The organism is Mesorhizobium hawassense, assembly GCF_003289945.1.
GTDB classification, from domain to species: Bacteria; Pseudomonadota; Alphaproteobacteria; order Rhizobiales; family Rhizobiaceae; genus Mesorhizobium; species Mesorhizobium hawassense.
Genome location: NZ_QMBP01000019.1, coordinates 97218 through 113343 on the forward strand (window position 1 = coordinate 97218; position 16126 = coordinate 113343).

Annotated in this window: 20 protein-coding genes and 1 pseudogene; 12 read left to right on the forward strand and 9 right to left on the reverse strand. The window is 64.6% G+C overall.

What is annotated here, in order from left to right; translation table 11 throughout:
* Positions 1–15 precede the first annotated feature (15 nt).
* The 5 genes and pseudogenes from DPM33_RS29185 to DPM33_RS29200 form a co-directional block, all read right to left on the reverse strand.
* Complete coding sequence (locus tag DPM33_RS29185; RefSeq protein ID WP_281004831.1) at positions 16–462, reverse strand: chloramphenicol phosphotransferase CPT family protein; 447 nt, start codon at positions 460–462, stop codon at positions 16–18.
* Between the two features lie 47 nt (positions 463–509).
* Positions 510–563, reverse strand: a pseudogene (locus tag DPM33_RS37525) (hypothetical protein); the annotation flags it as partial.
* 36 nt (positions 564–599) lie between these two features.
* Positions 600–1460 (reverse strand): lytic transglycosylase domain-containing protein, encoded by an 861-nt coding sequence (locus DPM33_RS29190; RefSeq protein ID WP_112100847.1) that lies wholly within the window; start codon positions 1458–1460, stop codon positions 600–602.
* A 3-nt stretch (positions 1461–1463) separates the two neighbouring features.
* Positions 1464–2714, reverse strand: coding sequence for a flavodoxin-dependent (E)-4-hydroxy-3-methylbut-2-enyl-diphosphate synthase (gene ispG, locus DPM33_RS29195; protein ID WP_112100886.1), 1251 nt, complete (start codon positions 2712–2714; stop codon positions 1464–1466).
* Between the two features lie 253 nt (positions 2715–2967).
* Positions 2968–3147: a YdcH family protein gene (locus DPM33_RS29200; protein WP_027166662.1), complete on the reverse strand. Its 180-nt coding sequence runs from the start codon at positions 3145–3147 to the stop codon at positions 2968–2970.
* A 244-nt stretch (positions 3148–3391) separates the two neighbouring features.
* Between DPM33_RS29200 and DPM33_RS29205 the strand changes: the two genes are divergently transcribed.
* Positions 3392–3595 carry a YdcH family protein gene (locus DPM33_RS29205; RefSeq protein WP_040985243.1) on the forward strand — a complete coding sequence of 68 codons (204 nt, stop codon included), beginning with the start codon at positions 3392–3394 and terminating at the stop codon, positions 3593–3595.
* Positions 3596–3620: 25 nt separating this feature from the next.
* Here DPM33_RS29205 and DPM33_RS29210 read toward each other — a convergent pair whose 3' ends face one another.
* On the reverse strand, positions 3621–4421 hold the full coding sequence (locus tag DPM33_RS29210; protein ID WP_112100848.1) for an IclR family transcriptional regulator: 801 nt from the start codon (positions 4419–4421) through the stop codon (positions 3621–3623).
* A gap of 121 nt (positions 4422–4542) precedes the next feature.
* Between DPM33_RS29210 and DPM33_RS29215 the strand changes: the two genes are divergently transcribed.
* The 8 genes from DPM33_RS29215 to DPM33_RS29250 all read left to right on the forward strand — a co-directional run bounded on the left by DPM33_RS29215 (position 4543) and on the right by DPM33_RS29250 (position 11142).
* Positions 4543–5415 carry a transporter substrate-binding protein gene (locus tag DPM33_RS29215; RefSeq protein ID WP_112100849.1) on the forward strand — a complete coding sequence of 291 codons (873 nt, stop codon included), beginning with the start codon at positions 4543–4545 and terminating at the stop codon, positions 5413–5415.
* A 175-nt stretch (positions 5416–5590) separates the two neighbouring features.
* Positions 5591–6256, forward strand: a complete 666-nt coding sequence (locus tag DPM33_RS29220) for an amino acid ABC transporter permease (protein ID WP_112100850.1) — start codon at positions 5591–5593, stop codon at positions 6254–6256.
* 1 nt (position 6257) lies between these two features.
* Positions 6258–6908 carry an amino acid ABC transporter permease gene (locus tag DPM33_RS29225; RefSeq protein WP_112100851.1) on the forward strand — a complete coding sequence of 217 codons (651 nt, stop codon included), beginning with the start codon at positions 6258–6260 and terminating at the stop codon, positions 6906–6908.
* A 4-nt stretch (positions 6909–6912) separates the two neighbouring features.
* Entirely contained in the window at positions 6913–7719 is an 807-nt protein-coding gene (locus tag DPM33_RS29230) for an amino acid ABC transporter ATP-binding protein (RefSeq protein WP_112100852.1), read from the forward strand.
* 69 nt (positions 7720–7788) lie between these two features.
* Positions 7789–8250 carry a RidA family protein gene (locus tag DPM33_RS29235; RefSeq protein WP_112100853.1) on the forward strand — a complete coding sequence of 154 codons (462 nt, stop codon included), beginning with the start codon at positions 7789–7791 and terminating at the stop codon, positions 8248–8250.
* Between the two features lie 18 nt (positions 8251–8268).
* Positions 8269–9474 carry an aminotransferase class V-fold PLP-dependent enzyme gene (locus DPM33_RS29240; RefSeq protein ID WP_112100854.1) on the forward strand — a complete coding sequence of 402 codons (1206 nt, stop codon included), beginning with the start codon at positions 8269–8271 and terminating at the stop codon, positions 9472–9474.
* Positions 9475–9571: 97 nt separating this feature from the next.
* Positions 9572–10069: a 5-(carboxyamino)imidazole ribonucleotide mutase gene (gene purE, locus DPM33_RS29245; RefSeq protein WP_112100887.1), complete on the forward strand. Its 498-nt coding sequence runs from the start codon at positions 9572–9574 to the stop codon at positions 10067–10069.
* Positions 10066–11142 (forward strand): 5-(carboxyamino)imidazole ribonucleotide synthase, encoded by a 1077-nt coding sequence (locus tag DPM33_RS29250; RefSeq protein ID WP_112100855.1) that lies wholly within the window; start codon positions 10066–10068, stop codon positions 11140–11142. Before purE ends, DPM33_RS29250 begins: the two co-directional genes overlap by 4 nt.
* A 4-nt stretch (positions 11143–11146) precedes the next feature.
* Here the strand turns inward: DPM33_RS29250 and DPM33_RS29255 are convergent, their stop codons facing one another.
* Positions 11147–11569, reverse strand: coding sequence for a lysozyme inhibitor LprI family protein (locus DPM33_RS29255; protein WP_112100856.1), 423 nt, complete (start codon positions 11567–11569; stop codon positions 11147–11149).
* Positions 11570–11812: 243 nt separating this feature from the next.
* Here DPM33_RS29255 and ykgO point away from each other — a divergent pair, with 243 nt between their 5' ends.
* From ykgO to DPM33_RS29270, 3 genes are all read left to right on the forward strand, one after another.
* Complete coding sequence (gene ykgO, locus DPM33_RS29260; RefSeq protein ID WP_040974291.1) at positions 11813–11938, forward strand: type B 50S ribosomal protein L36; 126 nt, start codon at positions 11813–11815, stop codon at positions 11936–11938.
* Positions 11939–12045: 107 nt separating this feature from the next.
* Positions 12046–12666 carry a tetratricopeptide repeat protein gene (locus DPM33_RS29265; RefSeq protein WP_112100857.1) on the forward strand — a complete coding sequence of 207 codons (621 nt, stop codon included), beginning with the start codon at positions 12046–12048 and terminating at the stop codon, positions 12664–12666.
* Positions 12667–12820: 154 nt separating this feature from the next.
* Complete coding sequence (locus DPM33_RS29270; RefSeq protein ID WP_112100858.1) at positions 12821–13885, forward strand: alpha/beta fold hydrolase; 1065 nt, start codon at positions 12821–12823, stop codon at positions 13883–13885.
* A gap of 284 nt (positions 13886–14169) precedes the next feature.
* On the opposite strand, the gene pyk is transcribed toward DPM33_RS29270, so the two are convergent.
* A complete protein-coding gene (gene pyk / locus DPM33_RS29280; RefSeq protein WP_112100859.1) occupies positions 14170–15597 on the reverse strand; it encodes a pyruvate kinase in 1428 nt (475 codons plus the stop codon).
* Complete coding sequence (locus DPM33_RS29285; RefSeq protein ID WP_112100860.1) at positions 15594–16082, reverse strand: DUF1036 domain-containing protein; 489 nt, start codon at positions 16080–16082, stop codon at positions 15594–15596. The genes pyk and DPM33_RS29285 overlap by 4 nt, the downstream gene beginning before the upstream one ends.
* Between the last annotated feature and the right edge of the window lie 44 nt (positions 16083–16126).

A 16126-nucleotide genomic window follows, 5' to 3' on the forward strand; every position in this document is an offset into this window, starting at 1 on the left:
GGGCGGCAGTCACGCTTACAGCTGGAATTCTGCCTTTACCCTCTCGGCACATTCGAGCGGGGTAAGCCGGCTGGTATCGACTTCGAGGTCGTACACGATCCCCTCATGCACGCGCCCGAACCGCCAGCGCGCAAGCCCGGGCAGTCTGTCGCCACGGGCGCTTTCGCGGGCTTCGAGTACATCGAGCGGTGCGAAAACGCCGACACTGAATATCTCGAAATCGGCGAGCAGCCGGCGGTACTCCGCCATCTCCTCGCCCAGCATCACGTCATCGACGATGAGGTTGTTGCCTTGCCGCGCCATGGCGGCGATGGCGTGCCGCATGCCTTGCATTACCCGGATGCCGGCCGGCCCGGCCTGGATGGCGACGAATGGCTTGCCGTCTTCCCAACCGGTCTCGAAGGCGAAGCCCGGCATGGTCTCCTGCAGCGCTTGCGGCAGCATCTCCAGGAAGGCGTCCATCTGCACAGGAAGGGCTCGGCGGTCATCGCCTGCAACGCTTTGGCTATCGAACTCTTGCCCGCGCTGCCGACGCCATTGAGCAAGACGATCCTGGCTGTCATGTCGGTCCTGTCCCCCTGGCCAAACCAGCCCGCCGTTCACCGGTTGCGCATCACCACGCAGGCGCCGCCGACGCTTTGCAGCTTGTTGCAGATGCCGTTGGCCTCGCCGCGCGAGTCGGCGCCGATCCTGACCGCATAGATGCCGCGCCGGCCGATCGGCGTGCGCACCCGGCTGACCACCGGATCATGGCTGGCAAGCAGCGCCGGGAACCGGCCTCTGACCCTCAGCCATTGTCCGATGGCGGCCGAGCGGCGGAAATTGCCGGCCACCTGGACACCCCATGGCTTGACGTTGATCGAGGCCATGGCGACGGTTTGCGACATGATCACCGGCAGCCTGCGGCACGCCACCGCGAAGCTCATCTTCGGATCGAGCGGCCGGATGGTGCCGGCATAGGTCGTGTCGGAAAATTTGTCGACGGGCTCGCCCATGATGTCGAAGACATAGCTTTCCGTCTCCATCGGCAGGAAGCCGCCGGAACTCAGCCACCTCGAGACCCGATTCTCGCCGGCATTGTAGGCGGCCGCCGCGAGGCCGAGATTGCCGTAGCCTGTCTTCATCTCGGCAAGATATTTCGCTGAGGCCGGGAGCGCCTGCTCGATGTCGAAGGAGTTGGCCAGGCCGCGCATCTTGGCGGTGCCCGGCATGAACTGCGCGATGCCTTCGGCGCCGACCGGGCTCACCGCGCTCGGATCAAAGCGGCTTTCCTTCCAGATCAGCCGGGCGAAGTAATCCTTGGGCAGGCCGTTCTTGCCGGCCTCGGTCTCGATCAGATCGCAGACGCGGCCGATCAGCCTTTTTGCGGCTGACTTCGACTGCGGCGGATCGGCCAGCGCCTGGCCGACCGGGATCAGCGCGCAAGCCAGGATCAATGCTGCCCTCAACGAGCGCTGCATCGGCTACTCGGCCGCGGCTTTGCCGTGTCCGTACCGCTGCTCGATATAGTCGGCGACCATTTTCTCGAAATCCTGCGCGATCGAGGGGCCGCGCAAAGTCGCCGCCTTCTTGCCGTCGATGAAGACGGGCGCCGTCGGCGTCTCGCCTGTGCCGGGCAGCGAAATGCCGATATCGGCATGCTTGGATTCGCCGGGGCCGTTGACGATACAGCCCATCACCGCGACCTTGAGGTTCTCGACGCCGGGATATTTCTCGCGCCATACCGGCATGTTCTTGCGGATATCGGCCTGGATGCCCTGGGCGAGTTCCTGGAACACGGTGGACGTCGTGCGGCCGCAGCCGGGACAGGCCGCGACGATCGGCACGAACTGGCGGAAGCCCATGGTCTGCAGGAGTTCCTGCGACACCTGCACCTCGCGCGTGCGGTCGCCATTCGGCTCCGGCGTCAGCGAGATGCGGATCGTGTCGCCGATGCCCTGCTGCAGGAGGATGCCCATGGCGGCGGACGAGGCGACGATGCCCTTGGTGCCCATGCCGGCTTCGGTTAGCCCGAGATGCAGCGCATGGTCGCAGCGCGTCGCGAGTTCGGTATAGACGGCGATCAGATCCTGCACGCCGCTGACCTTGGCCGACAGGATGATCTTGTCGCGGCCAAGTCCGATCTCTTCCGCCATCTCGGCCGACAGGATGGCCGACTGCACGATCGCCTCGCGCGTGACTTCCTGCGCGGTAAGCGGCGAGCCCTGAGCCTGGTTCTGGTCCATCAGCCGGGTCAGCAACTCCTGGTCGAGCGATCCCCAGTTGACGCCAATGCGCACCGGCTTGTCATGCCTGATCGCCATCTCGACGATCGCCGCGAACTGGCGGTCCTTCTTGTCCTTGAAGCCCACATTGCCGGGATTGATGCGGTATTTCGCCAGCGCCTCGGCGCAAGCCGGATGATCGGCCAGAAGCTTGTGGCCGATATAATGGAAGTCGCCGACCAGCGGCACGTCGATGCCGAGCCGCAACAGCCGCTCATGGATGCGCGGCACCGCCGCGGCGCTCTCGTCGCGGTCGACGGTGATACGCACGATCTCGGAGCCGGCGCGATGCAGCGCCGCGACCTGGGCGACGGTCTGGTCGATGTCGGCGGTGTCGGTGTTGGTCATCGACTGCACGACCACCGGCGCGCCGCCACCGACCGAAACGCCGCCGACCGAAACGCCGACCGACGTGCGCCGCGGGAAGGGAGAGGAAAAATATCCGGTCATGCCGGCCGCCTTCATCTGAAAGTTCCGGGCATGAGGTGGCGGAGCAAAGATGGCTTGTCAATGGCAAGCGACGGCTATGTCCGCAAATCAGCCGTACTGATCGGCAAATGTGCGAACAATAATACCGTGTCGGGCCGCGAGATCAGCGCCCGAACTTTGCGATGATTTCAGTTAAAAGCACCAAGCCGGCGGCACACTTTGCCACCGGAGGTCTCACCGCGGCGGGTTGCGGTGATGGTGCCTGGAAGAGCTTTTAGTGCGTGGTCGGGCTTCCCTTCAGCTTTTCAATCTCGTCCTTGATTGCCAGCTTGCGTCGCTTGAGATTCACGATCTCGAGGTCGTCCACCGATGGATGGTTCATCGCGTCGGTGAGCTCGCGCTCGATGTCACCGTGTTTCCGCTGCAACTCATCAAGATGGGATGCAAGAGACATGATTGGTTCTCCCTTTCATGGTTTTCCTCGATTGCAGCCGTCGCGGGCGCCTCCACCGCAGGTTGCGACTGTGACGGCACGATGACACTTTGCCACCAACCGATCTCGATGTCGAATGCCACGTGGTAGCATTCCACGACAAAGTGAAATGTGATAAGGGCTGCCCGCCGGTCACAGACAGACAAACCCGACCGGCCCCGCCCAGACAGCCCGATTGGGCGATGCATACGCTAAACGGTTGATAATGTCCGAACAGGAACAGGCTGAAATACGCCTCGAATATTCCCGGCTCAAACAGGAACACGCCGATTTCGACGCCGCCATCAACGCGATGATCGCCACCGGCTGTGACCCGCTTCAGATCCAGCGCATGAAGAAGAAGAAGCTGATGCTGAAAGACCGGCTATCGGCGCTGGAAGACCGAATCATTCCAGACATCATCGCCTAGGCGGTCGCCTCACCGCCCTGCTCCATCACGAGATCGACAGCAGCGCCGCGCGCTCGCGCAGTACGGTGAGCAGTTCGCCTGTCCGTTCCTCGGACGTGTCGATCGGCACCACCAGGCACATCGTCGCCTCGACCTTGCCGGGCGCCGAGAACACGGGCGCCGCGAGGCATTTGGTGTAGGCATCGACAAGGCCCGATGTGACGCAATAGCCGGTGACGCGGGCCTTTCCGATATCGTCGATGAAGTCGTCTAGCTCGATCTTGCGGCCGTCCGGCAGCACGAGATCGTCCTCTGTGACCATCGCTTCGATCCGGCCGCGGTCGAGGCCGGCAAGCAGCAGCCGTCCCGACGCAGTCCAGGGCAGCGGGATCTGCAGGCCGGTGGCCGAGCTGATGCGGAAAGGCCTGTTGCCGGGGCTCGAATGGACGATCGTATAGCGGCCGCTCTGCAGCATGCAGAGCTCCGACGTCTCGCCGGTTTCGCGCGACAGCGTGTCGACCTCCTGGCGGCCGCGCCTGAGCAGGTCGTTGCCACGCATATAGGCCATTCCATAGAGATACAGCTTCTTGCCGAAATAGACGCGGTTGCCGTCGCCGGCCATTTCCAAGAGCCCGGCTTCGACCAGCTCGCGCACCAGCGTGTAGGTCGTCGAGCGCGGCGCATTCAGCCCCTTGGCCAACTCGCCGATCCCGATCGCGCGCTGGTTGGCGTGCAGGAATTCCAGCATGTTCAAGACCCTGTTGAGGCCCTTTTCGCGCGAGCCCGCAGGACGCTCTTCACCCGCGCCCTCGCCCGGCCACCCGGTCTGCGTTTCACCATCTTGCATTGTCGATTCCTGGTGTTAGTATCTGTCTTGTACAGGATACACACGTCTCTTGTAAGAGACAATCGCTGTCGCGATGCGTGTTTCTGCTGCATTGGGGAACAAACCATCAAAGGAGGTCGCCGTGAACGACACATCCGGCAGACGTGATTTTCTGAAACTGGGAATGGCAGGGCTGGCCACCGCCGGCGCGCTCACCGCAATCAGCGCCGAGAAGGCGGCGGCGCAGGCCGCGTCGGACAGCGTGCTGCGCACCGCGCTCGACCGCGGCAAGCTGATCGTCGGCACCGGCAGCACCAATGCGCCGTGGCATTTCGAGAACGATGCCGGCGAGCTGGTCGGCATGGACATCACCATGGGCCGCATCCTCGCCAAGGGCCTTTTCGACGACCCGACCAAGGTCGAGTTCGTCCCCCAGGATCCGGCGCAGCGCATCCCGAACGTGACGACCAACAAGGTCGACATCACCATCCAGTTCATGACCATGACGGCGCAGCGCTCGCAGCTGATCCACTTCTCGCGGCCCTACTACGTCGAAGGCGTCGCGCTGCTGACCCTGCCCGGTTCCGAGAACAAGACTTTCGACAAGTTGTTGGCGAACGGCGCCAATACCCGCATCTCCATCCTGCAGAATGTCGACGCCGAAAGCTCGGTGCATTTCGCCTTGCCGCAGGCGCAGGTGATGCAGATCGACACCCAGGCCAACGTCCTGCAGGCGCTGGAATCCAAGCGCGTCGACGCAGCCGCGGTCGACCTCTCCACCGTGCGCTGGCTCGCCTCGCGCAATCCCGACAAATATTTCGACGCCGGCAAGAGCTGGTATTCGATGCTCTACGGCGCGGCCGTCCGGCAGGGCGACCTAGACTGGCTGACCTTCGTCAACCAGACCTTCACCATCGCCATGTTCGGCCATGAGACGGCGCTCTACGACGCCGCCTTCAAGGAATATTTCGGCCAGGAGCCGCCGCCGCGTCACCCGGGCTTCCCGGTCATCTGACCAGGCATACGGCCAACCGGCGGAAGGGCGGGCAACGTTCTTCCGCCTGTTTTTCCTCGACACCGGCCATGCGGATGACGAATCCTAGAGCAATTTCAGGAAAAGTGTGAAGCGGTTTTCCGTCCGAAATTGTCAAACAAAGAGATCGTTCACCGCGGGCCATTGAGACGGACGCATGGGCTATACGCTCAATTTCAACCTGATCTGGCGGCATTTCGACAAGCTGTGGGGCGGCCTACTGCTCAGCCTCGAGCTCGCCGTGATCTCGATCGCCATCGGCATCGTCATCGGCCTGGTGCTGGCGGTCTGGTACGTCTCGGCCGGACGCGTGGTGCGCGCCATCATCGCGGCCTATGTCGAATTCATCCGCAACGTGCCGCTGATCCTGCTGGTCTATCTGGTCTTCTACGGCCTGCCGACCGTCGTCGACCTCGCCTACAGCGCCCAGACCTCTTTCGTCGCGACGCTTGCACTCTACAGTGGTGCCTATCTGGTCGAAGTGTTCCGCTCCGGCCTCGAAGCCGTCCCCCGTGGCCAGCTAGATGCCGGCAAGGCGATCGGGCTGACGCCCTGGCAGCGGCTCATCCATGTGCGCCTGCCGACGATGATGCGCATCACGCTGCCGGCGCTGTCCAACACCTTCATCTCGCTGTTCAAGGACACCTCGGTGGCCTCCGTCATCTCGGTGCCGGAGCTGACCTATGGCGCGCAGTGGATCAACTTCAACACCTTCCGCATCGTCGAGGTCTATCTGGTGGTGACGGCGATGTATCTCGTCACGGGCTATGCCCTGCTCTTCGCGCTGCGCCTTGTCGAGCGCTGGTACAGGACGGCGCGCTGAGATGCTGGGTCAGATCGCTTACGCCCTGCCATTCCTCGCCCAAGGCTTCGCGCTTACACTCTGGGTGTCGCTTCTGGTCGTCGTGCTGTCGCTGATCGCCGGCGTCATCCTCGGCGTCGGCCTGGTCTATGGACCGACGCCGGTGCGCTGGGCGGTGCGTATCTTCTCGGACACCATCCGCGGCATCCCGATCCTGGTGCTGATCTTCTTCGTCTATTACGGCCTGCCGGCGGTCGGCATTCACCTGCAGTCCTTCTGGGCCGCCGTGCTGGCGCTCACTCTGTTCAAGACGGCGCAGGTCGTCGAATATCTGCGCGGCGCCGTCGCCTCCATTCCGAAGGGCCAGTCGGAAGCCGCGATGGCGATCGGCCTCACCTTCCGACAGCGCCTCGCCTACGTCATCTTCCCGCAGGCTTTCCGCCGCTTCCTGCCGCCCTGGATCAACGGCGTCACCGATGCCGTCAAGGGCAGCGCGCTGGTCTCGCTGCTCGGCATCACCGACCTTATGCAGGCGATCAACCAGGTGATCGGCCGCACCTATGAGGCGATGCCGCTCTATATCCTCGGCGCCTTGATCTACTTCGCCGTCAACTATGCGCTTTCATACGCCAGCCGGCGGCTGGAACGGCGCTTCGCTTTCATTCGGGACTAACGCGATGGCCAGTTCGAACAAACCTCCAGTGCTGCTCGACATTGCCGAGGTCTCGAAATCCTTCGGCGCCGTCAACGTGCTGCGCTCGGTCAGCCTGACGGTGGACAAGGGCGAGGTCGTCACCATCATAGGCCCGTCCGGCAGCGGCAAGACCACGCTCCTGCGCTGCGTCAACTTCCTTGAGAGCTATGACTCGGGCTCGATCCGTATCGATGGCAAGGAGGTCGGTTTTCGCCCCGGTCCTGCTCGCGACTCCGGCGCGCGCCAGCGGCGCAGCGAACGCGATTTGGCCTCAATGCGCGCCGAGACCGGCATGGTGTTCCAGGGCTTCAACCTGTTCCCGCATCTGACGGCGGCCGGCAACATCATGCTCGGCCTGACCAAGGTGCGCGGCAAGAGCAGCGCGGAAGCGCGCTCGATCGCCGAGCATTGGCTCGGCCGCGTCGGCCTCGGCCACAAGGCCGACAGCCTGCCCGCCGAATTGTCCGGCGGTCAGCAGCAGCGCGTCGGCATTGCCCGAGCCGTCGCCATGGAGCCGAAGATCCTGCTGCTCGACGAGATCACCTCGGCACTCGACCCCGAGCTCGTCGGCGAGGTGCTGGCGGTGGTGCGCAGCCTTGCCGAAGACGGCATGACCATGGTGATGGTCACACACGAGATGGCCTTTGCCCGCGATGCCTCGAGCCGCATCGTCTTCATGGCCGATGGCGGCGTCTCGGCGGTCGGCCCGCCGAAGGAGGTCCTTGCCGCGGAGACCACCAATGAGCGGCTGCGCGCCTTCCTGGCGCGCTTCCGCGCCTCGCATTTCTGACATCGGATGGCTTGAAGCCGTCCATTATCGACATCGGATGGCTGAAGCCATCCAGGGGAGCATTCTTCCATGACGCCTTACACCCGGCTCGCCGAACTCGGCCTGACGCTGCCCGAGCCGCCGACGCCAATTGCCAATTTCGTTACCCATGCCGAAAGCGGCCGGCTGATCTTCCTTTCCGGCCAAGGCCCGCTGCGCGCCGACGGCACGCTGTGCACCGGCAAGGTTGGCGACGACGTGACCGTCGAGCAGGCCTATCAGCATGCCCGCCTCACCGGCCTCAATCTGCTTGCCGTCATGCATGCGGCGGCAGGCGATCTCGGCCGCATCGTGCGCGTGGTAAAACTGCTCGGCTTCGTCAACGCGACGCCGACCTTCAGCGACCACCCAAAGGTGGTGAATGGCTGTTCGGACCTTTTCGCCGATGTCTTCGACAAGATCGGCGGCCATGCGCGCTCGGCGATCGGCGTCGGCTCGCTGCCTGGCAACATCACCGTCGAAATCGAAGCGGTCGTCGAGATCGCCGCCTGACCCTAGGAGTTCACCCTCATGAAAACCTATTCCGACTCCGGCTCCAACACCACGATCCGCGAGCGTCTGGGGCTGAGGCCCATCATCAACGTCTCGGGCACCATGACGGCGCTGGGCGCCTCGATCATCGTTCCCGAAGCGATCAGCGCCATGGCCGAGATCGCCTCGCAATGGGTGGAGATGGACGATCTGCAGCGCGCCGCGAGCGCGGTAATCGCGCGCCTCACCGGCGGCGAGGCCGGCTTCATCACCGCCTGCTGCGCCTCAGGCATCACCATGGCGATCGCCGGCGCGATGACCGGCACCAACCTTCTGGCGATCGAACGCCTGCCGGACGACACGGAAGGGCTGAAGTCGGAAGTCGTCATCCAGCTCGGCCATATCGTCAACTACGGCGCGCCGATCGACCAGTCGATCCGCGTCGCCGGCGCCAAGGTCATCCCGGCGGGCACGGTCAGTGTCACGCAGGACTATCACGTGCGCGAGGCGATCAATGAGCGTACGGCGGCAGCCCTTTACATCGTCGCGCATCATACGGTGCAATACGGCATGCTTTCGCTCGAGGAATTCTGCGAGATCTGCCACGCCAAGGGTGTGCCGGTGATCGTCGACGCGGCCTCGGAATACGATCTGCGCAGCTTCCTTTCACGTGGCGCCGACATCGTGGTCTATAGCGGCCACAAATTCCTCTCCGGCCCGACCAGCGGCATCGTCACCGGCCGCAAGGACCTGGTGCGCGCCGCCTATCTGCAGAACCGCGGCGTCGCACGGGCCATGAAGGTCGGCAAGGAAAGCATTGCCGGCACCATGGCGGCGCTCGACGCCTGGGAAAAACGCGACCATGCCGGCATCCGCGCCCGCGAGGAGGCCGCGCTCAACCTATGGAAGGATGCCCTGCAGGCCATTCCGGGCATCGGCGCCGAGATCATTCCGGATCCGACCAACAATCCGCTCGACCGCCTTCAGGTCTTCGTTCGGCCGGAAAGCCGCTTCACCGCCGCCGGCCTCGCCTCCGCGCTCGCCGCAGGATCGCCGCCCATCATCGTGCGCAACCACGAGGTCGAGCGCGGCCATTTCTTCCTCGACCCCTGCAACCTGCATCCTGGCGAGGCGGAGGTGGTTGCCCAGCAGTTGCGGGCCGTATTGACCGCGAAGGAGCGTCCCGCCGATGCGATGAAGGTCGCCCGCAAGGACTCGGCGGGCTCGCTGCGCTGGCCGGACTGACTTCCGGCGGCAAACCCGGCACGCAGCAGCTGCGACAATCCTTGCGGCCCTTGGCGAATTCCGCTAAGGCGCGCCTTTGCCGCCGGGGAGCGATACCTTGACCGATCAGCGTGCCGACGTCGCCATCATCATGGGCAGCCAGTCCGACTGGGCGACGATGCGCCACGCGGCGGAAACGCTGGAGGCGCTCGGCATTCCGCACAAAAGGCTGATCGTCTCCGCCCACCGCACGCCCGACCGCCTCTATGACTTCGCCAAGGGCGCCAAGGCGGCCGGCTTCAAAGTGATCATCGCCGGCGCCGGCGGCGCGGCGCATCTGCCAGGCATGACGGCGGCGATGACGCCGCTGCCGGTCTTCGGCGTTCCGGTCGAATCCAAGGCGCTGTCCGGCCAGGACTCGCTGCTTTCCATCGTCCAGATGCCGGCCGGCATCCCGGTCGGCACGCTGGCGATCGGCAAGGCGGGCGCCGCCAACGCGGCGCTTTTGGCCGCCGCCGTGCTGGCGCTCAACGACGACAAGCTCGCGGCCCGGCTCGACGCCTGGCGGTCGGCACAGACCGCCAAGGTCGCCGCCGAACCGACGGACACGCCGTGAGCCTGGCCCCCGGATCGACCATCGGCATCATCGGCGGCGGTCAGCTCGGTCGCATGCTGGCGATGGCTGCCGCCCGCCTCGGCTACCGCATCCTCGTCCTGGAGCCCCAGGCCGACTGCCCGGCCGCGCAGGTCGCCAGCCGGCAGATCGTCGCCGCCTATGACGATACGGCGGCACTCGCAGAACTCGCTGCCGCCAGCGACGTCGTGACCTACGAATTCGAGAATGTCCCGGTCGCCGCCGCCGAAACGCTGGCGGCAAGGGTTCCGGTCTATCCGCCGGCACGCGCGCTCGAAGTGGCGCAGGATCGCGTCATCGAGAAGAGTTTTTTGAACGGCATCGGCATTCCCACAGCCGAATTCTGTCCGGTCGACAATGACGACCAACTGACCGAGGCGTTGCGGAAGTTCAACGGCAGCGGTGTGCTGAAAACCCGCCGCATGGGCTATGACGGCAAAGGCCAGCGCGTCTTCCGCAATATGGAAACCAGCGGCTTTGCCGGCATCTGCGAGGCGATGGGCAATGTGCCGCTGATCCTGGAATCGCTCGTTGCCTTCGAGCGCGAGATTTCGGTGATCGCCGCGCGCGGCCGGGACGGCAACGTCGCCGCCTTCGATCCGGCCGAGAACGTGCATCGCGAAGGCATTCTGCGCACGTCGACGCTGCCAGCCGCGATCGGGCCTGAAACGGCAGCGGCGGCCAAGGATGCGGCCGCGAAAATCCTTGCGGCGCTCGACTATGTCGGCGTCATCGGCGTCGAGTTCTTCGTCCTCGCCGATGGTTCGCTGCTGGCAAACGAGCTGGCGCCGCGCGTGCACAATTCCGGCCACTGGACCGAGGCTGCCTGCGTTATCTCGCAATTCGAGCAGCATATCCGCGCCGTCGCCGGCCTGCCGCTGGGCTCGCCCGCCCGGCATTTCGACTGCGTGATGGAAAACCTGATCGGCGACGACATGCTGAAGGTCCCGGCGCTGCTGGCCGAGCCCGACCTGATGCTGCATCTCTACGGCAAGGCCGAGTCGCGGCCCGGCCGCAAGATGGGCCATTTCACCCGCCTCATCAGGCCGAAATAACGCCCTACTGAAGATCCTGGTCGTCGCCCGCGTCCGAGCCGGCGCAGCTCGGATCGCTCAGCTTGCAGTTGGCATCGGAGGTGAGCTGCTTTGTGCGCTCCGTGGTGAGCTTCGTCAGGCACTGCGACACCTCCATCGGGTGGATGGAGCCGCCTTCGCTGTCGGCGGTCGCATAAGCGCATTCGGCGTCGCGAAAAACGATCCAGGCGCGCTGCGCCGTCTGCAACAGCTTGTTCGAGGCCTGGTCGTTGTGGCTGACGATAGTCTTATAGGCGGCATTGAGCTTGGCATCCGCGACCTGAAAGTCGGCATCGGCGCAGATGTTCATCATCGACTGGCTGTCGTCGCTGCGGTCGCAATCTTCGCCAAAGGCGGGCGGAGCGGTCGCCAAAAGGACGAGGCAGGCGGGCAGAAAGAGGCGGCGCATGGGAATCTCCAGTCGCTTGAGCATGGATCACCATCCCAGTCGCCCTTGAGTCGCGCAATGCCGCGCCGCCGGGATGGCGAATATTTGATGGATCGCGCCATTTGCCCTATTGCGGCACCGTCACGTGGTTGACACAGACAACACTCCTCGTTTATGAGCCACCGCAAGTTCAAAGGCGCGCTTTTTCCGGGCGCGCCTTTTAAAATTCGGCCCGGGACGGGCCCTGACCGAACAGGCAAGACCATGAAGATCAAGAATTCGCTCAAGGCGCTCAAGGCGCGTCACCGCGACAACCGGCTGGTTCGCCGCAAGGGACGCATCTACATCATCAACAAGACCGCTCCGCGCTACAAGGCGCGCCAGGGCTGAGGCTTGCGCGCGGCGTCCACGCCGCGTTTGATGTCGAGCGCCGGCGCGCCGGCGCTCTCACGCTAAAATCACTTTGACGATCCGCCGTCCGGGATTAGATTCCTGTGATGCGGATTCGTTTTGCATTTTTCACCGCTCTTTTGCTTTCCGGCGCGGCTTTGCCTGCGGGAGCAGAAACGGTGCCGGGTGCGCTGCCTCCAGACGCCGCGCCGCCCGCCGCGACACCGCCGCCGGCCGCCCCGACCAGGCAGGGCCGCCTCGACCAGCTCTTCGGCGAGTTGAAGCGCGAGCGCAACGAAAAGGCCGCCGAGCGCATCGCCGGCCGCATCTGGAACGAGTGGAACCAGTCCGGCAGCGCCTCGATCGACCTGATGATGCGATGGGCGCAAAAGGCGACCGAGGACCAGAAATTCGACGTCGCGCTCGATTTCCTCGACCAGGTCGTGACCTTGCAGCCCGACTACGCCGAAGGCTGGAACCGCCGCGCCACCGTGCATTTCCTGATGAAGAACTACGGGAAGTCGATGGCCGACATCGACCGCACCCTGCAGCTCGAGCCGCGCCATTTCGGCGCGCTCTCCGGCCTCGCCCAGATCATGGCCGAGACCGGCCACAAACAGTCGGCGCTAGAAGCCTGGCAAAAGGTGCTGGCCATCTATCCGATGATGCGCAGCGCCCAGAACCAGGTGTCGACGCTTTCGGAAGAGCTGGCCGGCGAAGGTATTTAGGCAGTAGGAATTGGGCAGTAGGGCTTAGGGGAAAGAGCACCCTACTGCCTACTGCCTACTGCCTACTGCCTACTGCCTACTGCCTACTGCCTACTGCCTACTGCCTACTGCCTACTGCCTAAACTAATTCCCCTCCCCACCCGTATTACCCCGCATGAACCTCATCTGCGCCGCCCTCCTCTTCCTCGTCGCGCTCCTCTTTGCCTTCGCCGGCGTCACCCGCGCCGGCGTCTGGTCGATCGAGCGCCGCAACCCGCCCGTCGGCGAATTCGCCGAGATCGACGGCGCGCGCATCCACTACGTCCATATCCTGGCGCCGGCCGGCGCCGACCTGCCGCCGGTGGTCTTCATCCATGGCGCCAGCGCCAATCTCAAGGACCAGATGGTGCCGCTGAAGCCCCTGCTCGAGGGCCGCGCCGAAATGCTGTTCCTCGACCGCCCGGGCTTCGGCTGGTCGGAGCGCGGAGACAATGAAGCGCTTGCAGCGCAGGCGGACACCATTGCCGCGCTGATGGACCGCCTCGGCATCGCCAAGGCGGTCATCGTCGCGCACTCCTTCGGCGGCGCGATCACCACGGCCCTCGCCCGCCAACATTCCGAGAAGACGTTGGGGCTGGTTTTCATCTCGCCCGCCACGCACCCCTGGCCGGGCGGTGCCACCGCCTGGTATTACAAGCTGACGGCGATGCCGGTGGTCGGCTGGCTGTTTTCCGAAACGCTCGCCTATCCGGCCGGCATGCTGCAGATCCGCAACGCGACGGCATGCGTCTTTTCACCCAACAACCTGCCTGACGATTACATCGGCAAAGCCGCGATCCCGCTGGTGCTCAGGCCATCCGCCTTCCGCGCCAACGCTCGCGATGTCGCCCAGCTCTACGACTATGTCCGCGCTGCCTCGCCTGCCTACCGTGAGATCAAGGCGCCGTCCGTCGTCATCTCGGGCGATCACGACAAGGTGGTCTATGCCACCATCCATTCTGTCGGGCTGGAGCGCGACATCCCCGGCGCCGAGCTGGTCTGGGTCCATAATCTCGGCCACAAGCCGGACTGGATCGCGCCCGACCTCGTCGTCGGCGCCATCGAGAAAGTGGCCGGCGCGCCGATCGACTTGCAGGCTTTGGCAAAGGTCGTGGAAGGCCGTATCGCCGGCGATGCCTATCACGACGCAAAATGCCCCGACATCAAAGTGCCTGACGCTGAACTCGCGCCGACTTTATGAGTTTGCATTGCAGTCGCGAACGGCCTCAGGTCGGCGCTGCCCCTCATCGCCCTGCCGGGCACTTCTCCCCGTATAGTGACGGGGAGAAGGAACGCTGCAATCGACTGTTTCGCCATTCATCAACGAAGCAGGTCGGGTGCAGAGTTTGCGGCCAGTCCTCTTCTCCCCGTCACTATACGGGGAGAGGGTGCCGGCAGGCGGATGAGGGGCAGCACCGACATTGAAAGCTTTCACGCGGCGATCGCGACCGAGCCCTTTGCCGACCTGGCCGGCAATTCACCCGGCTAATGGGTGTCCGACCCCACATACGCAATCCGCAGCATGTTGGTCGAACCCGGCGTCCGCAGCGGCACGCCGGCCGTGATGATGACGCGGTCGCCCGGCTTGCCGAAACCTTCTTCCAGCGCGATGCGGCAGGCCCGGTCGACCATGTCGTCGAGATCGGTGGCATCCGGCGAAACGACGCAATGCGTGCCCCACAGCAGCGACAGCCGGCGCGCCGTGTTGAGGATCGGCGACAGCGCCACGATCGGCACCTGCGGCCGCTCGCGCGCGGCGCGCAGGCCGGTGGTGCCCGACGCGGTGTAGGAAATGATCGCCGACAGTTTCAGCGTCTCGGCGATCTCGCGCGCCGCCAGCGAAATGGCGTCGGCGCCGGTCGCTTCCGGTTCCGAACGCTGCGCGTTGATGATGCCGGCGTAAGTCGGGTCGGCTTCCACCTTGGTGGCGATGCGGTTCATCATGGCGACCGCTTCGACCGGATAGGCGCCAGCCGCGGATTCGGCCGAAAGCATGATCGCGTCCGCGCCTTCGAAGACGGCGATCGACACGTCGGAGACCTCGGCGCGGGTCGGCACCGGCGCGGTGATCATCGATTCCAGCATCTGCGTCGCGATCACCACTGGCTTGCCGGCGCGGCGCGCCGCGCGCGTGATCTGCTTCTGGATGCCGGGCACCGCTTCGATCGGCATCTCGACGCCGAGATCGCCGCGGGCAACCATCAGCGCGTCGGAGAGTTCGATGATTTCGGGCAGCCGCGCCACCGCCTGCGGCTTTTCGATCTTGGCCATGATCAGCGCCCGACCGCGCGCGATCTTGCGGGCTTCCGCCAGATCCTCCGGCCGCTGCACGAAGGACAGCGCCACCCAGTCGACGCCGGTGGCAAGCACCGCGTCGAGATCGGCGCGGTCCTTCTCGGTCAGCGCGCCGACCGGCAGGTCGGTGTCGGGCAGGCTGACGCCCTTCTTGTCGGAAATGCCGCTGCCGGCAACCACGGTGCAGGTGATCGACTTGCCGTCGCTCTTTATCGCCTTCAGTTCGAGCTTGCCGTCGTCGATCAAAAGACGGTGACCGGCCTCGACCGAGCTCAGGATCTCGGGATGCGGCAGATAGACCCGCTTCGACGTGCCGGGTTCCGGATTGTCGTCGAGCGTGAAGGTTTGCCCGGGAGTCAGCGCTTCCTTGACGTTGGCGAACTTGCCGACCCTGAGCTTCGGACCCTGCAGGTCGGCAAGGATGCCGATCGGCCGGCCTACGGCGGCCTCGACGGCGCGGATGCGGCCGACCAGCGTGCGCATCAGCTCGTGGTCGGTATGGCTCATATTGATGCGGAAGACATCGGCGCCCGCTTCGAAAAGCTTCTTCAGCATTTCCTCGGAGGAGGAAGCCGGACCGATGGTGGCGAGGATCTTGACCTTGCGGTTGCGTCTCATTGACTGTTTGTTCCCGGGGCGGGGGTCGCTGGCGCGCCTCCCGTTGCGGGCTCGTCGGTCAGTTGGACCATCCAGCTGGCCTGCTCGCCCGTGTCATATTCCTGAAATCCGGCGCGTTGGAAGCCCCGGGCGACGCAATCATTCACGCCGGCGATCTTGAACTCTTTTTCGGCGACGCACATGTTGATCGGGCCGTCCCAGCGCCCGCCGCGTTCGGCGTCTTCTGCATAAAGATAGTAAAACCTTGATGACAGCGGACCCTCGATCAGCGTCTTGCAGGTCGATCCTTCGATGTGCCACCAGCCCTCGGTGATCCAGCCGGCCTTGGCGCGATAGCCGATGCCGACGCCCACCAGATTTTGCGTTGCGTTGCAAACGCGGAAGTCGGCACGGGCCGGCGAGGTTGCGCCAATCGCGCCCAATCCCGCGCCGATGATCAGCAACGGCACGGCCAGGCGCTTGCGCAACCGACCGTCAGAACCCATCGCAGATCCCCTTGCGAACCACATTTGCATCTCTCGAAGCCCTT

What these genes read in the sequence shown, in the direction of transcription:
- DPM33_RS29185 (WP_281004831.1), bottom strand. Translation starts at nt 462, where the DNA reads ATGGACGCCTTCCTGGAGATGCTGCCGCAAGCGCTGCAGGAGACCATG.
- DPM33_RS29190 (WP_112100847.1), bottom strand. Translation starts at nt 1,460, where the DNA reads ATGCAGCGCTCGTTGAGGGCAGCATTGATCCTGGCTTGCGCGCTGATC.
- ispG (WP_112100886.1), bottom strand. Translation starts at nt 2,714, where the DNA reads ATGACCGGATATTTTTCCTCTCCCTTCCCGCGGCGCACGTCGGTCGGC.
- DPM33_RS29200 (WP_027166662.1), bottom strand. Translation starts at nt 3,147, where the DNA reads ATGTCTCTTGCATCCCATCTTGATGAGTTGCAGCGGAAACACGGTGAC.
- DPM33_RS29205 (WP_040985243.1), top strand. Translation starts at nt 3,392, where the DNA reads ATGTCCGAACAGGAACAGGCTGAAATACGCCTCGAATATTCCCGGCTC.
- DPM33_RS29210 (WP_112100848.1), bottom strand. Translation starts at nt 4,421, where the DNA reads ATGCAAGATGGTGAAACGCAGACCGGGTGGCCGGGCGAGGGCGCGGGT.
- DPM33_RS29220 (WP_112100850.1), top strand. Translation starts at nt 5,591, where the DNA reads ATGGGCTATACGCTCAATTTCAACCTGATCTGGCGGCATTTCGACAAG.
- DPM33_RS29225 (WP_112100851.1), top strand. Translation starts at nt 6,258, where the DNA reads ATGCTGGGTCAGATCGCTTACGCCCTGCCATTCCTCGCCCAAGGCTTC.
- DPM33_RS29230 (WP_112100852.1), top strand. Translation starts at nt 6,913, where the DNA reads ATGGCCAGTTCGAACAAACCTCCAGTGCTGCTCGACATTGCCGAGGTC.
- DPM33_RS29235 (WP_112100853.1), top strand. Translation starts at nt 7,789, where the DNA reads ATGACGCCTTACACCCGGCTCGCCGAACTCGGCCTGACGCTGCCCGAG.
- DPM33_RS29240 (WP_112100854.1), top strand. Translation starts at nt 8,269, where the DNA reads ATGAAAACCTATTCCGACTCCGGCTCCAACACCACGATCCGCGAGCGT.
- DPM33_RS29255 (WP_112100856.1), bottom strand. Translation starts at nt 11,569, where the DNA reads ATGCGCCGCCTCTTTCTGCCCGCCTGCCTCGTCCTTTTGGCGACCGCT.
- ykgO (WP_040974291.1), top strand. Translation starts at nt 11,813, where the DNA reads ATGAAGATCAAGAATTCGCTCAAGGCGCTCAAGGCGCGTCACCGCGAC.
- DPM33_RS29265 (WP_112100857.1), top strand. Translation starts at nt 12,046, where the DNA reads ATGCGGATTCGTTTTGCATTTTTCACCGCTCTTTTGCTTTCCGGCGCG.
- DPM33_RS29270 (WP_112100858.1), top strand. Translation starts at nt 12,821, where the DNA reads ATGAACCTCATCTGCGCCGCCCTCCTCTTCCTCGTCGCGCTCCTCTTT.
- pyk (WP_112100859.1), bottom strand. Translation starts at nt 15,597, where the DNA reads ATGAGACGCAACCGCAAGGTCAAGATCCTCGCCACCATCGGTCCGGCT.
- DPM33_RS29285 (WP_112100860.1), bottom strand. Translation starts at nt 16,082, where the DNA reads ATGGGTTCTGACGGTCGGTTGCGCAAGCGCCTGGCCGTGCCGTTGCTG.